The organism is [Clostridium] symbiosum ATCC 14940 (assembly GCF_000466485.1).
In the GTDB taxonomy this organism is placed as follows: Bacteria; Bacillota; Clostridia; order Lachnospirales; family Lachnospiraceae; genus Otoolea; species Otoolea symbiosa.
Map to the genome: position 1 here is coordinate 19,609 of NZ_KE992890.1, position 14,917 is coordinate 34,525.

The window sequence follows — 14,917 nt, forward strand, 5'->3', positions numbered from 1 at the left end:
GCGGTCACGCTTCAGCGCGCGGGTCTTACTTAAACGCAGGCACCTACACTCCCGCCGAAATCGGCGCTGGCAGACTATGTTACAGCCCGTCAAATCACCCGGCACGGCACTACCTCTTTTAACTTCACGGCCCTGGTCATTATAAAGCTGGGAATATTATGCTCCTTCAGATTGCCTTCATCGTTTGTATCTTCCAGGATGTGCGTCAGGAGGAATCCGGCCTCCAGCTGTCCTCCTATCTGATCCTCCAGTGTATGGGAGAACTGTACCCCGCAGTCCGTATCTTCCAATTGTTTCATATGGTTAGCATTTTTTAACGGATTGAAGGGCAGAGAGTTTGTCAGCATTTTTTCATCGTCGTCAAAAATATAGTTGATTCCGGTGTCAAGACCTGAGAGCATTACGCCCTTGTCTTTCAAAATCCGGTAGCATTCCCTGAAGATTGGCTTCACTTCCTCTACATAGCAATTGGAAACGGGGTGGAAAATGAGATCAAAGCTTTCGTCTTCAAAAGGCAGCGGTTTTGTCATATCTGCGCGGATGATTTGAATATCATAGCCTTCCCGGGCCGCCACCATCCGCTCGCTTTCCAACTGCTTCGGTGAATAATCCAGCACGGTGCAGTCTGCGCCCGCCGCGGCAAAGAGCGGCATCTGCTGGCCTCCTCCGCTTGCCAGACCAAGAACTTTTTTTCCCCGCAGGCGGCCGAACCACTCTGCAGGCACCGTTTTGTTCGGGGTCAGCACTACGCTCCAATCGCCGCGTAAGGCGTGTTCATATTCTTCGTGTGAGATGGGGGTGCCCCACACCCAGCCGTCTTCTATCCAACGGTCAATTGTTTTCGCATTAATATCCTGATAGTTCATAATTATAATTACTCCTTTAAGCGCACCTGATTATCAGCGGGTTTCCTGTTTTACTTGTAGGTGCGATTATCCCTGTCATTTCCACTGTAAGCCAGGAGGGCAGTCCTGTCAAGTTATTACTTACGTCGGCGTGAATCACGGGATACTCATATGAAATGAAGGGGCGGCATTCCGGCTAAAATCCGGCTTGCCAACCGCTCCTGTACAAGTTAAACTGATATCAGACAGGCATAACAGGGTAACAGTTCATGCTGTCGGAACTGTTACATAACAGGAGGTGGCACATGGCGTTTACGATTTATGCAAAGATGAAACGAGTGGGGAAACAAAAAAAGGAGGATTTGCTGCCGGTTCCGTTTGAACTGGAAAAGAGACCGGACACGGTGCGGGAGCTTGTGACGGCTCTGGTACGGCTGTCCGTATCGGAATATAACGAGCGTAAAGATGAGGGGCAGGTGCTGCGGTATCTCACGAAAGAGGAGATAAGCGGCCTGGCCTCGGCAGGCAAAGTCTCGTTCGGTGTTCGGGGCGGCAATGATGCGGATCCGGAAAAAGCGGTCGAGAATGCGCTCCAGTGCTTCGAGGACGGGATTTACCGCATATTTGCCGGAGAAGAGGAGCTGACCGGACTGGAAGAGCCGGTTCCATGGGTGAACGGGGCAGAAGGTAAAGAAGGTAATGAAGATAAAGGAGACGATAAAACCCCGGTATTTACGTTTATAAGACTTACAATGCTGTCGGGGTGGTAATGGAAACGGAGGGTTTTGATGGCAGATTATACATATCAGACAAGGCGGAAGATGACGGAAGACTGGGTTGCCCATGTAAAGGAGAAAGCAGGTCATTTGTCGAAGAATGAAAAGCAGCTTCTGCCCGGGGCAGCTTACCATTCAGTTGCCCAGGCACCGCAGGATTGGATGAGGGGGCTTTTTGACAGCGGTAAATATCAAAAGCTCAGTGATTTATACAGAGGGGAACTGCCGGGGCTTGTTAAGGCGTGTGTTCCGGAAAAACTGACAGAGGAATTTTATTATGCGCTGGATCAGATGAATCAGTTTCAGATGACGGCTGGATGGTACCGCCGAAGCGTCCGTTCTGACAGCTACCGTCCATTCGTCTATCAGAGCGTACAGCTTTTATGGGCTTATGCCCGGCTGGAATTTTACGGAGGCTCTCTGGCCGATATCTTAACCGGCCGGATCGATCCGGAGCAGTATGATCACGCCAGAACAGAGCGCTGGAGCTATGCAGAAATGCTGGCGGCGCAGATAGATCGGAAGGAAGAGGCGACGATACAGGCGGTGAAGGACATACTTCTCGGAGAGGGAAATACCCTGATGATCAGCCACAAACTGATACGGGGTATTGTCATGAGCAAAAACACAGAATTGTACGAGATACTCGGAAAGTTCCTGCTGGCGGCACGCCTTCAGGAAGGGGCGAGGCAGGCTGTCTGTGAGACGATGGATGCAGGCCGCCCGGAGGCATTTCTACATCTGTTCGGTGTCATTGAAGAAAATAACCTGGTACGATATTCTTCCGTTAAACGGGCAGTCAGCACCTGGATCGGAATCTTTGACGAAAAGAGCGCGGAGCGTATCACTGAAAAGCTGGTTCGTCTGATGGGACAATGTCTGAGAGATGACGGTTTCTGCCGGGAACAGCTTGCCTCCAATGATTCTATTGCCATCAGCTGCGGACTGTGGGCGAAAGGATTTTACGATGCGCAGCAGGCTGTCACGGAAGTCCTGGAGCTGATCCGCCATGGAACGAAGAATCAGAAAATGACAGCGTCCTATTTTAACCGTTCTCTTCAGTTCGGCTATTTAAAACAGAAGGCGGCAAAGGAGGCGATTCTGAGCTGGCCGGATGATTTGGAGCTGGCGGCCTGCTTCCTCCCGAGCTTTATGGATAACACTTACCGGTGTTTTACACAGCTGTTAGAGGAAAAAGACGGGCGATCTTATCTTCAGCTTTGCGACGGCAAGGTCAGGAAGCCGGATAACCTGCCGGTGACGGAAATCTTTGAAAATGAGAAGGAAGCCAGAAAGGTTTACATTCTGTTCCGGGATATGTTAAGCCGGATTCCGAAAAAGGGTATAGACTTAAATCCCTGCATCTTCCCATGGTACCGTGTGACGATGACGCAGTCGGATATTGCCCTCAGGATGTGCCTGATTGCCTGGATGCTTCAGGATGAGGCTTATCTGGATGAGGCGGCGCGTCTGATTCCGATTGTCGGCCAGGGAAATACGTACGGCGCAGCGCGTGCTGCAGCAGCCAGGGTGCTTTTATACCGGCCGCAGACACCGGCGCGCAGGGAAGTGCTGTTTGAGCTCCTCCACAATCCGGAGGAATATACGATGCAGTCGGCATACCGGCTGGCGGAGGACATGGAACTGGCGGTCGGGGACTACCTGATAATTGAAAAGAACCTGAAATATAAAAAGGGCAGGGCCGGTGTCCTGGCTCTTCTTCGGAAACAGGAACCGGCAGCGCTGCGGGAATCGGTCGGCCGGCTTTTGGAAACGGATTCGGAGGAATGCCGTATGGGCGCCCTCGATCTGGCGCTTCAGATTAAAAAGGAAGGTCCGCAGGAATTTGCAGCCGTCAGGCCCCTCCTTGAGACGCTTACCGGGCCGACGGGACGGGAACAAGTGATTCTTGGAGAACTTCTGGGAACAAAAAGCGAGGCTCAGGATATTTTGAATACACCGGGCTTCGGCCTTTATGATACAACGAAAGAGTGGCTTCTGCCTCCTGTGGAGGTGGACGAAAAACAGTCTGTAAAGCTGTTTGCAGGCGGCGAAGATGCGTGCATCCAGATTCTGGAGCGGCTGAACAGCCTGATTGAAGAGAAAAATGAGCTGGAGTACAAGACGGCCTGGGGCGTAGAAATGCTTCTGGGCACAAAGCTGGATAACTGCCGGTGGATCCACGGGGATCCGGAGGCAGAGCCGTTAGATGCCCTGCCGTTTCGGGAACTGTGGGAAGACTTCTACAGGAAAGAGATTAAAACGGAGGAAATGCTGCTGGAGCTTTATCTGTATCAAAAGTGCCGGGCCCAGCGCAACGACTACGAAAGGAATCTGGAGCTGTACAGGAAAGTGTTCGGCAGCGGGCTTTTGAAAAAACCGCCGTTTAAGAAGCTGGTACAGGGCCTGCGTTATGGAGCGCAGGCGGGGACAGTCATAGACACTTTGTTTACCCAGTACGTTCCGGCAGGCCTGAAAGCCCGGTGGGGACTTAAAGGGACTGCAAAGCTGCTGGCGGTGCTGGAAGCATCCAATGCATTTTATGAATGTGAGGAGAAACGGTGGAATGGAGAGAAGGAATGTTTTACAAAACGGGCTGCCGAGCTTCCCATCTTTAAGGAAATGCGCTGGTGGCTGTCTCTCGCGGACGAAGGCGATTGGGGAAGCGCCTTTACCCTGCGCTTTAAGCTTCAGGAGTTCTATGATAAGCTGAGAGGCAAAGAGGTTCTCCGCCGATATGACAGAGTAAGGGCCGGTTATCTGACTCTTGCGGACTATGTGGACTGCTATGTAAAAGGCATTTGGGACAAGGATCTATTCTACAAAGCGGTATTTACCTTCCTGAGCCTTAAGAGTCTGATTGGACCTGCCAGCACAGTGGAGCAAAAAGGGGCTGTATCATCCAGGGATGCACGTATCGGGGAACTGAATGCCTTTTTTGGGCAGGGGGTAATCCTCCCGGTGGATGGAAAATATCATTTTGACCAGATCGGGGATGAGGTACCGGCAATGAAGCTGGCCCACGAAATCTATCAGGAGGCGGTTCCGCTGATCCTGAAGGTGGAATTAAAAAGGGGGGGAGCAGGAGACCCCATTCTCAGGATACGTATCATCGATTCAGGCGATTTATGGCATCGATGTGATGATTCAGATTCTGACTGCGCTTGGGAAAGAGACATTACAGCGCAGTTCAGGCTATTATTCAAGTACAACCGAGCGGAAAGCCGTTTTAAGCCATCTGCTCAAGGTGTGCCGGCCAAAGCCGGAGGAGACGGCAGAAGACTTGAAAAAAGCCCTGAAGGGAACGGATATCACAAGGAAGCGGCTGGTGGAGCTGGGCATGTATGCGCAGCAGTGGATTCCTCTTTTGGAGGAATATTTGAATCTGCCGGGATTCCAGAGCGGCTGCTATTATTTTATGGCCCACACAGGGGAACGGCTGGATGAGTTTACTACCTCTATGGTAGCTAAATTTACTCCGCTCACCCCGGAGGAGCTGCAGGACGGAGCTTTTGATATCCACTGGTTCTTCGAGGCATATGAAATGCTGGGAGAGAAGGAGTTTAAGCTTCTCTACGATGCAGCCAAATATTCTTCCGCCGGGGCCGCCCATGCCCGGGCCAGGAAATATGCCGACGCCGCTCTCGGCAAAGTGGAGAAGGAGGCGTTAAAAGCAGAGATAGCGGAGAAGAGGAACAAAGATCTGCTGATGAGTATCGGACTTTTGCCTCTCGCTCCGGAAAGTAAGGATGAAGAAGATCGGAAGAGACGGGAAGAGGATTTGCTCGACCGTTATCAGTTTATTCAGAAGTTTCGGAAAGAAAGCAGGAATTACGGTGCGCAGAGGCGTGCCAGCGAAGGCCGGGCTGCTGCGCTCGCGCTTCAGAATCTCAGCGTCAATGCCGGTTTTACCGATGTGACAAGGCTGACGCTTCGGATGGAGAACCGGCTGGTGGAGACAATGGACCGTTATTTTGAATGGGCGCCGCTTGATGAGCTGGAACTCAGGATTCTGGTGGATGAAAACGGAAAGAGCAGTCTTCAATGCCAAAAGGGAGGAAAGCTGTTAAAAGCAATTCCGGCAAAATATAAGAAAAATGAGATTGTTGCGGAATATCAGGAGGTCAATAAAAAGCTGAAGGAACAGTACAGCAGGACAAGACAGATGATGGAGCAGGCGATGGAAGACAGGACGTCCTTTGAGATATGGGAATTCCTGGAGCTGGCGAAAAATCCTGTCGTCCGTCCGATTACCTCCCCTCTTGTAGTAATGGTAGCAGGAGAAGCCGGCGACATCCCCGGCAGCAGGTTATCCGGCAAAACGGCCGCTTCTTATGACGGCGAGGCAGCAGAGGGGGCCGGAATGCGGATGGGATTCCTGACAGAGGAAGGGCTTAGAGACTGGTCCGGTACACTGACACCTGTAAAGCGGGATGATAAGATCCTCATAGCACATCCCTCTGATTTGTATAAAGAGGGGCATTGGCATGAGTATCAGAAGTTCTTATTTGACAATCAGCTCAGGCAGCCCTTTAAGCAGGTGTTCAGGGAACTGTATGTGAAGCTTCAGGAAGAGCTTGATAAAGACGACTCCAGAATGTTTTCCGGAAATCAGATCCAGCCTCAGAAGACAGTCGGTGCCTTGAGGAGCCGCCGCTGGGTTGCCGATTACGAGGACGGACTCCAGAAGATTTATTATAAAGAGAACATTGTTGCCAGAATCTATGCAATGGCGGACTGGTTCTCGCCCAGCGATGTGGAGGCTCCCACTCTTGAGTGGGTGGTGTTCTCCGATCGGAAGACCTTCAAGCCCCTGAAAATCAGGGAGATACCGGATGTGCTGTACAGCGAGGTTATGCGGGACGTCGATCTGGCGGTCAGCGTAGCTCATGCGGGCGGAGTCGATCCGGAGACAAGTCATTCAACGGTTGAGATGCGCAAGGCGGTTGTGGAGTGCAATCTGGAACTGTTTAAGATTAAAAATGTCCGCCTGGAGGGGAGCCACGCCTTCATTGATGGGAAGCTGGGGCAGTATACGGTGCATCTGGGAAGCGGAGTGGTCCACCAGATGGGAAATGCGATGCTGTTCGTAGTGCCTGTCCACTCGCAGCACCGGGGCCGTATCTTCCTGCCGTTTGTCGATGATGATCCGAAGACGGCGGAAATTATGTCCAAGATTCTTTTATTTGCGGAGGATAATAAGATTAAGGATCCAACCATTCTGGAACAGATTCGATAGGATTTTCAGATATAAGCCGGACATGGGATAAAAAAGAGGAAGACTATATGGTTAAGCCATATGGCCTTCCTCTTTTTGGTGCGTTCAGATAATGTAATATTATTTCAAAAGAAACAATCCGATCTATAGAAAATGATTGTGCATAATGCATATAAAACCATTGAAATATAGAAGCTAACAAGCTATAATATAATACTTTTAACGAAAATTGAAATATATTTACAAAAATACATGTATCATATTGAAAAAAAATTACAGATATGATATTATTCGAATGTAATAAGAATACAAAACAATCCAGCATAAAAAGGATAAGGGGAGGAGTTAAGATGAAAGCAGTAGTTCTTCATGGACCGAACGATTTTGCGACGGAAGAGATCAAAAAACCGGAAATCGGAGATCACGAAATGCTTTTAAAGATGAGAAAAGCAGCCATCTGCGGAACAGACATGAGAATTTTCGCAGGAACCAAGACTAAGGGAATCAGATATCCTTCGGTCGTCGGCCACGAGATGTGCGGCGATATCTGTGAAGTCGGAAAAGAGGTTGAGGGCTTCAGAGCGGGGGACAGGGTTTCCATCGCAAATGTGATTCCGTGCGGTTCCTGTCCGGCCTGTCTGGAAGGCAGGGAGAATGCCTGTATGAACAGAAAGGCGATTGGCTATGAGTTCGACGGCGGTTTTGAAGAGTACGTACTCCTTCCCGAGATTCTGATAAAAAGCGGTAATGTTGTAAAATTACCGGAGGATGTCTCTTACACGGCGGGAGCGCTGATAGAACCTCTGGCCTGCTGTATCAGAGGGCTCAAAAATGCAGGGACAGGATTTAACGATGTGGTCCTGATTGCGGGAGCAGGGCCAATCGGCCTGATGCATATGCAGCTCTCCAAAATTGCAGGCGCAAAAATGGTCATTGTCAGCGAACCGAATGAGATGAGAAGAAAAGCGGCACAGGAACTGGGCGCAGACCTTACGGTAAACCCGATCGAAGAAGATTTACATAAAATTGTCATGGATGCTACAAACGGTATGGGAGCCGATGTCATCGTGATGGCAATCGGAGTTCCGGCTCTCGTTAATTCCACCCTGAAGCTCTGTAAGAAGGGGGGAACGGTTAACCTTTTTGCGGGTTTTGCGGGGACGGGGGAATGCACGATAGAAGTCAACACGATCCACTATAACGAAATCAATGTCAACGGCAGCACCGCATACAAGAGAATAGATTATCTGGAAGCGGCCGACATGGTTATCAATAAAAAGATAAACCTGGACAGGATTGCAACCGACACCTTTAAACTGGACGAATTCAAAGAGGCGTTTGAGTACTGTAAAAGCGGACAGGGCCTGAAGGTAATGATTGAACCGTAAGCACACGAAAATGAAACAAGTAAATAACCAAACAGACCAAATCAGGAGGAAAAGAATTATGGCAATGTTAGGAAAAGAAATCAGAATGAGCAGATTAGTTAATCCGGTGAGCAATAAAATGATGGCCATCACGGTAGATCATGCCACATCCAGAGGAATCGCCCCAATGACCGGAATTCAGGACGTGCAGTCTGCAATTGACAAAATCATTCTCGGCAAACCGGATGCAATGACAATGACAAAGGGAATTGCGGAGCGCTGCATGTACCAGCACGCGGGAAAGGTTTCTATTTTAATGAAGATTTCCAACTACTCCCCTGTGGCTCCGACTAAAGATACAATCTTTGGAACCGTTGATGAGGCAATCCGTATGGGAGCCGACGCAGTATCCATGGGCTGTATGACGCTTGGAAACTTCCAGGGCGAGCAGTTCGAGGCAATCGGCAGAGTGGCTGAGGAATGTATGAGAAAAGGAATGCCGCTGATCGGCCATGTTTACCCGAAGGGAGAAAGCGTTCCGGCCGACAAGAGAACGGCATGGGAAAATATCGCATATTGCGTCAGAAGCGCCTGCGAGCTGGGCATGGATATTGTAAAGACAACTTACACGGGAGATCCGGACAGCATGGCAAAAGCCATTGCCTGTGTACCGTCGAGCTTCAGAGTCGTTATTCAGGGCGGAGATTCATGCAAGACACTGGACGACTATCTGGAAATGACGAGAGAAGCGATGGACTGCGGCGTAGGCGGCGTGACAATGGGGCGTTTTGTATGGGACTACAAGGATGTGACGGCGCTTGTAATTGCGCTGAGATACATGATTCATCACGGCTACGGCGTAAAAGAGGCGAAAGAATTGCTGGCCCAGCTTGAAAATGATAAAAATTACGGAGACTTTTAATAAAACTGGGGCACGGCAGAAGAGGGTAATGAATTATGGCGGGGAAATACTTATTAGGCGTTGACGTCGGCACCACCAGCGTCAAGGTGGCGGTTATCGATGAAAATGCCGGCGTGCTGGGGATCAGCAAAAGCTCCTACAACCTGATTACTCCGGAGCCGGATTACCAGCAGATAGACACAGAAGATATGTGGAGAGCGTTTCTGAAATGTGTGGAGCTTGTATCGGAAGGCAAGGGGCTTGATTTGTCACAGATTGCGGGAATCGGAATCTCAAGCCTATGTCCTGGTCTCGCCGCGTTCGGAGAAGATGGAGAGGTGCTGGTAGACCCGATTCTGTATTCCGACAGAAGAAGCACAGAAGAGGCAGAGATAATCCTGAGCGCGGTGGGAAGCGATAAGCTGTTTGAGATAACGGCCAACACCGCGATGGCGGGAGCTACATCCGGAACCTCCATGCTTTGGATTAAACGCAATCTGCCGGAGATTTATGAAAAAACGAAATATTTCGGCCATGTCAATACGCTGATGGCCCTGAGGATGACCGGACGGTACGCAATTGATTATTCCAACGCGTCCTACAGCAATTTTTTCGAGACGGCCGGCGGCTTCAAATGGTCTTCCCATATCTGTGACAAGGTCGGGATCGACATGGAAAAACTGCCTCCTCTTCTCCATTCTACTGATGTGGTGGGCGGTCTTATCAATCAGGAGCTGATTGGAATGGGGCTGAAACAGGGGACGCCTGTGGTGATAGGAGGCGGTGATACGGCCTGCGCCTCCCTGGCGGTGGGAGTGACAAGGAACGGGGATGTATGTGAGTCGGTCGGAACCACCAATGTGCTGACAATCTGCGTGGATCAGCCCAAATTTGACCACGGCTTCATCAACCGGTGCCATGTGGTGGACGGAACCTGGATCTACCAGGGGGCAATGTCCCATACGGGAGCGGCCTACCAGTGGTTCAAGGATGAGTTCTGCAAGGATCTTCAGGATGAATCGGAACTGACGCACCAGGATGTATTTATCCGGATGAACGAAGAGGCGGCAAAAGCAAAGCCGGGCTGCGGAGGCCTTGTGTTCCTTCCCTATATGCTGGGGGAGCGCAGCCCGGTCTGGGACCCGTATGCGAGAGGAGTCTTTTTCGGGATTTCCCTTCATACCACCAGAAAAGATTTTAACCGCGCCATTATGGAGGGCTGCGGATACGGACTCCGCCAGCTGGCGGAGATAGCCGGACGAGTGACAGGAAAGCATATCGGGGAATTTGTCTCCATCGGCGGAGGCGCCAAGAGCGAGGTGTGGGCACAGATCAAGGCGGATATTATGGGGGTAAACATAAAAGTCCTGGATCTGAATGATATGGCTCCCATCGGGGCGGCGCTTTTAGCCGGAGTCGGGGCCGGATGCTTTGCAGATGTCTATGAAGCGTCCGCGAAGGTGGAGAGGAAGGTCTGCCGCGAGGTGACGGCCTCCCACAGCAATGATGATGTATATGAGCGGGGGTACCGGGTCTATACGGAGCTGTATCCCCGGATTAAAGACCTGTATAAAATAACAAGCAATTTGCATTAAGAGGAGGATTTCATTATGAGCAAAAAAATTTTGGCGGTCGTTATGGCTGCGGCAATGGCAATGACCGGGCTGGCAGGATGCCAGGGCAAAGGGACATCGACGGCGGCAACTGGGGGAGACAACGGTGCAGCGCCCTCTGCCGAAGCAACAAAAATTACGATTTGCGTGCCGGATCCGGAGGCGTCTTATATCTATCAGGCGGCTTCGGAGTTTGCAAAACGTGCGGAAGAATATTCAGGCGGCACTCTGACCTTCACAATATCGGGAAACGGTTCCCTCTACGGTGGGGATACGGCGGCGGGCATCAAACAGCTTTCGGCCGGTTCACTTGACATGGTTATTCTGGCCACCTCGGTCTATGCCAGCTTTAACCCGGGATTCAACGTGCTCTCCGTACCGTACATGTTCGACGATCAGGCCCAGCTTCTTAATTACCTGAACAGCGATACGGGAAAAGGGCTGATGAACAGCGTATCTGAGATGGGAATCACAACGGTGGGAAGCTGGACCAGATCGTTTCGGAAGGTCACAAATTCCAAACGTCCGGTCAATACGCCCGAGGATATCAAAGGACTTGTGCTGAGAGTGCCGAACAATTCCCTTTATGTGGAATTCTTCAAGGCATGCGGCGCTACCTGTACGCCGATGAACTTCAGCGAGGTATACAATGCACTTCAGCTTAAGACACTGGACGGCCAGGAGAATCCGATTGACGTACCGTACTCCAATAAGTTTTACGAGGTGCAGAAATATATTTCCCAGACCGACCATATGGCGGACGCCTGGCTGGTTGGATTCAACACGGCAAAATTTGATAAACTGACGGATGAACAGAAAAACGCGATCACAAAGGCCGGTGAAGAGGTGCAGCAGTGGAATGTGGAATTTATGGAAAAAGAAGATCAGACCGCTCTTCAGACACTGCTTGACAACGGTATGGAATATAATGAAGTTTCTGCCGAGAACCGCCAGCTGTTTATCGACATTTCCAAAAGCTGCTATCCTGTATTCAAAGAGCTGATTGAGGATGAGGAATTATTTAACGCCACAGCCGAATTCTGCGGCAAACAGTAGGGCAGAGGCCGGCAGACGGGAGGGATTGCGAAATGGGACGGAAGAAATCACCGCTTTATAAATTATTTGACTGCGTGGACTTTTTAGAGAATGTTATAGTTGGGGTTGCACTTACAGGGATGTTTTTTACAATTATGGCCCAGATTATCGGACGATTGATAGCACATCCGTTTCCATGGACAGAAGAGACAACACGATATCTGTTTATCTGGATGATGTTTATCGCCCTGGCTGCCGGTTTTAATAAGGCGGAGTCTTCAAGAGTCGTTTTGTTCCTGAATCTGGGGCCGAAATGGCTGAAAAAATTCAGTGAGGTTTTATATGCGGTAATTGTAATCGGCTTTTTCGGTTTTATGGTGATTTACGGCTGGGAGCTGGTTATGCAGCAGAAAATGCTGAATGAGATGGGAACCGCGCTGCGGATTCCTATGACGATTATAGGATTTTGCGTACCGCTCTCCGGTGTTCTGGGGATAACCGGAACGATCCAGAGCTTTCTGGAATACAGGGGCAATGTTGCAATTTCCGATGATACCAAAGCAGAAGGGGGGAATGAAGCATGAGTTTAGTTCTTCTTGTACTTTTTATCGTGCTGATGTTTTTGGGCGTGCCGATCGCGGTTTCCCTCGGAGCAGCCTCGGTTATTACGATTATCACGATGTCGGATCTGCCGCTGAGCATGGCGGTGCAGTCGATGTTTACCTCGATGAACAGCTTCATCATGGTAGCGGTTCCGCTGTTTATCCTCTGCGGCTCGCTGATGGATGAGGGCGGCGTGGCGGACCGGATTTATGAACTGGCAGATGCGGGCGTTGGCTGGATTTACGGCGGACTCGGCCATGTTTCCGTAGTGGTTAACATGCTCTTTGCCGGAATGTCCGGCTCCTCCGTAGCGGCAATCGCCTCTATCGGAAAGATGAGCATCAACGCCCTGGCTAAAAAGGGCTATCCTAAAGAGTATGCGACGGCGATCAATCTTTCGGGCTCCATGCTGGCCTCGGTGATTCCGCCCAGCATTCTGATGATTGTGGCGGCCTCCACGGCCAATGTCTCCATCGGCCAGGCGCTGATTGCCGGTCTTATCCCCGGAATTATCATCGGCCTTATCTTTATGGCGTACAACTTTGCTTACTGTAAAAAACACGGAATCGGAGACCGCTCAAGCTTTGAGCTGAAACGGCTTGGAAAGGCATTTCTCACCGCCATTCCTGCGCTTCTCACCCCTGTAATTCTGTTGGGCGGGGTATTTACCGGATTTTATACGCCGACCGAAGGCGCCGCAATCGGCGTGGGCTACACGATTCTTGTGTCCATTTATGTATACAGGGATTTAAAGTGGAGTGATATTCCGAGGATTATCTGCAAAAATGCGAGAACGACGGGAACGATTCTGTTTGTGGCCATTTCGGCCAAACCTGCCTCCCTGATTTTTGAGATGGACGGACTTCCCGGACGCGTGGCAAATATGATCATCGGAGTATCCGATAACCGCATCGTTATCATGTTTATTCTGTATGCATTCCTGATACTTGTAGGTATGTTTATGGATGCAACGGCTGCTATCTACATACTGGTTCCGATTCTTCTTCCGGCTGTGATTTCAGTTGGAGTATCGCCGCTGTTTTTTGTGGTATTCCTTGTAATCACACTGTCCTTCGGATTAATTACACCGCCGGTCGGCGTGTGCCTGTATGCAGCTCAAAATGTCACGGGCCTGACACTGGAAAAGATAATTAAAGCGTCGGTGCCGTGGATCATTCTGATTGCAATAGCGCTGTGTATTTTCATCCTGTTTCCCGGAATTATTACCGGGCCGGTGGGAATGCTGTTCGGCGTTACTGTTCACACCATGCCATAAAGCGGCATGCTGCAAACAATAACACGCTTCGCGATGCACAGAAACTGCATAAAACGCAGTTTCGCGCCGTGTAACTCGGGATTTTCGCGCAGAAAACGCACGCAAACACCTCGCGGGACATAACCATGTGAACAGTAACGGTTCGGTTCATAAACGAGAGGGCAAAATAGGAGGTAATAATGTTGAAAATTGTTGTATTGGACGGATATACGGAAAACCCGGGCGATTTGAGCTGGGAAGGTTTTGAGGCGCTGGGGAATGTGACGGTATACGACAGGACTCCGGAAGATAAAATTGCGGAGCGGATTGGGGATGCCGAGATAGTCATCATGAACAAGGCGCCGATCACCGGGGAAACAATTGCCGCGTGCAGGAATTTGAAATATATCGGCGTGCTGGCCACCGGATTTAATGTTGTGGATACAGAGGCATGTAAAAAGGCCGGTATCGTGGTGGCTAATATCCCAACTTACGGAACGGATGCGGTCGGCCAGTTTGCCGTCGCGCTGCTGCTGGAAATCTGCCATCACGTTGCCCACCACAGCAATGCTGTCTATGAGGGCCGCTGGGGGGATAATCCCGACTGGTGTTTCTGGGATTACCCGCTGATTGAGCTGTCAGGCAAGACGATGGGGATTATCGGTTTCGGCCGTATCGGCAGGGCGACGGGCAGAATTGCAAAAGCAATGGGCATGAAGGTCATAGCCTGTGACGAATATCCAAGCCCGGAGGGGGAAGAGCTGGGAACCTATGTCGGCCTCACGGAGCTTTTAGAGCAGTCAGACGTTATTGCCCTGCACTGTCCCCTGACGCCGGAGAATACGGGGCTTGTCTGCAGGGAAACGATTGAGAAAATGAAGGACGGCGTGATTATTATCAATAATTCCAGGGGACCGCTGATTAATGAAGCGGATCTGGCGCAGGCCCTGAATTCCGGCAAAGTTTATGCTGCCGGTCTGGACGTGGTGTCTGCTGAGCCGATTCGTGATGATAATCCTCTTTTAAAGGCAAAGAATTGTTTCATTACCCCCCATATTTCCTGGGCGCCGAAAGAATCAAGACAACGTCTGATGAATATTGCCGTGGATAACTTAAAAGCGTTTCTTTCCGGAACTCCGGTCAATGTGGTGAATCCGTAATTAATGCACAGAAACTGCCAAAACGCAGCTTCGCGCCGTGTGACTCGGGAATTTTATGCAGAATACGCACGAAAACACCTCACGGAATAGAACCGTGTAAACAATAACAGGGATTTTTCAGCGGAAGTTGAAAAGTCCTTTTTG

At 50.4% G+C, this 14,917-nt stretch carries 10 protein-coding genes and 1 pseudogene; 10 read left to right on the plus strand and 1 reads right to left on the minus strand.

Annotated features, from left to right (window positions below; translation table 11 throughout):
- Positions 1-89 precede the first annotated feature (89 nt).
- Entirely contained in the window at positions 90-866 is a 777-nt protein-coding gene (locus CLOSYM_RS09320) for a class I SAM-dependent methyltransferase (protein ID WP_021641930.1), read from the minus strand.
- Positions 867-1,150: 284 nt separating this feature from the next.
- Here CLOSYM_RS09320 and CLOSYM_RS09325 point away from each other — a divergent pair, with 284 nt between their 5' ends.
- The 10 genes and pseudogenes from CLOSYM_RS09325 (at position 1,151) to CLOSYM_RS09365 (ending at position 14,773) form a co-directional block, all read left to right on the plus strand.
- Positions 1,151-1,615 carry a hypothetical protein gene (locus CLOSYM_RS09325; protein WP_024738845.1) on the plus strand — a complete coding sequence of 155 codons (465 nt, stop codon included), beginning with the start codon at positions 1,151-1,153 and terminating at the stop codon, positions 1,613-1,615.
- A gap of 168 nt (positions 1,616-1,783) precedes the next feature.
- Positions 1,784-4,636: pseudogene (locus tag CLOSYM_RS24345) on the plus strand (DUF5724 domain-containing protein); the annotation flags it as partial.
- 118 nt (positions 4,637-4,754) lie between these two features.
- On the plus strand, positions 4,755-6,860 hold the full coding sequence (locus CLOSYM_RS23430; protein ID WP_242828661.1) for a DUF4132 domain-containing protein: 2,106 nt from the start codon (positions 4,755-4,757) through the stop codon (positions 6,858-6,860).
- A gap of 329 nt (positions 6,861-7,189) precedes the next feature.
- A complete protein-coding gene (locus tag CLOSYM_RS09335; protein ID WP_044902303.1) occupies positions 7,190-8,227 on the plus strand; it encodes a zinc-binding dehydrogenase in 1,038 nt (345 codons plus the stop codon).
- 58 nt (positions 8,228-8,285) lie between these two features.
- Positions 8,286-9,128: a class I fructose-bisphosphate aldolase gene (locus CLOSYM_RS09340; RefSeq protein ID WP_044902304.1), complete on the plus strand. Its 843-nt coding sequence runs from the start codon at positions 8,286-8,288 to the stop codon at positions 9,126-9,128.
- 35 nt (positions 9,129-9,163) lie between these two features.
- Complete coding sequence (locus CLOSYM_RS09345; protein WP_009298657.1) at positions 9,164-10,702, plus strand: xylulokinase; 1,539 nt, start codon at positions 9,164-9,166, stop codon at positions 10,700-10,702.
- A gap of 15 nt (positions 10,703-10,717) precedes the next feature.
- Positions 10,718-11,776, plus strand: coding sequence for a DctP family TRAP transporter solute-binding subunit (locus tag CLOSYM_RS09350; RefSeq protein WP_021641937.1), 1,059 nt, complete (start codon positions 10,718-10,720; stop codon positions 11,774-11,776).
- A gap of 32 nt (positions 11,777-11,808) precedes the next feature.
- On the plus strand, positions 11,809-12,339 hold the full coding sequence (locus CLOSYM_RS09355; protein WP_021641938.1) for a TRAP transporter small permease: 531 nt from the start codon (positions 11,809-11,811) through the stop codon (positions 12,337-12,339).
- Entirely contained in the window at positions 12,336-13,634 is a 1,299-nt protein-coding gene (locus CLOSYM_RS09360) for a TRAP transporter large permease (protein WP_021641939.1), read from the plus strand. Before CLOSYM_RS09355 ends, CLOSYM_RS09360 begins: the two co-directional genes overlap by 4 nt.
- 179 nt (positions 13,635-13,813) lie before the next feature.
- A complete protein-coding gene (locus CLOSYM_RS09365; protein WP_021641940.1) occupies positions 13,814-14,773 on the plus strand; it encodes a D-2-hydroxyacid dehydrogenase in 960 nt (319 codons plus the stop codon).
- Positions 14,774-14,917: the final 144 nt, after the last annotated feature.

Excerpts from the sequence above, each read along its gene's own strand:
- CLOSYM_RS09320 (WP_021641930.1), bottom strand. The coding sequence starts at position 866 with ATGAACTATCAGGATATTAATGCGAAAACAATTGACCGTTGGATAGAA.
- CLOSYM_RS09325 (WP_024738845.1), top strand. The coding sequence starts at position 1,151 with ATGGCGTTTACGATTTATGCAAAGATGAAACGAGTGGGGAAACAAAAA.
- CLOSYM_RS09335 (WP_044902303.1), top strand. The coding sequence starts at position 7,190 with ATGAAAGCAGTAGTTCTTCATGGACCGAACGATTTTGCGACGGAAGAG.
- CLOSYM_RS09340 (WP_044902304.1), top strand. The coding sequence starts at position 8,286 with ATGGCAATGTTAGGAAAAGAAATCAGAATGAGCAGATTAGTTAATCCG.
- CLOSYM_RS09345 (WP_009298657.1), top strand. The coding sequence starts at position 9,164 with ATGGCGGGGAAATACTTATTAGGCGTTGACGTCGGCACCACCAGCGTC.
- CLOSYM_RS09350 (WP_021641937.1), top strand. The coding sequence starts at position 10,718 with ATGAGCAAAAAAATTTTGGCGGTCGTTATGGCTGCGGCAATGGCAATG.
- CLOSYM_RS09355 (WP_021641938.1), top strand. The coding sequence starts at position 11,809 with ATGGGACGGAAGAAATCACCGCTTTATAAATTATTTGACTGCGTGGAC.
- CLOSYM_RS09360 (WP_021641939.1), top strand. The coding sequence starts at position 12,336 with ATGAGTTTAGTTCTTCTTGTACTTTTTATCGTGCTGATGTTTTTGGGC.
- CLOSYM_RS09365 (WP_021641940.1), top strand. The coding sequence starts at position 13,814 with ATGTTGAAAATTGTTGTATTGGACGGATATACGGAAAACCCGGGCGAT.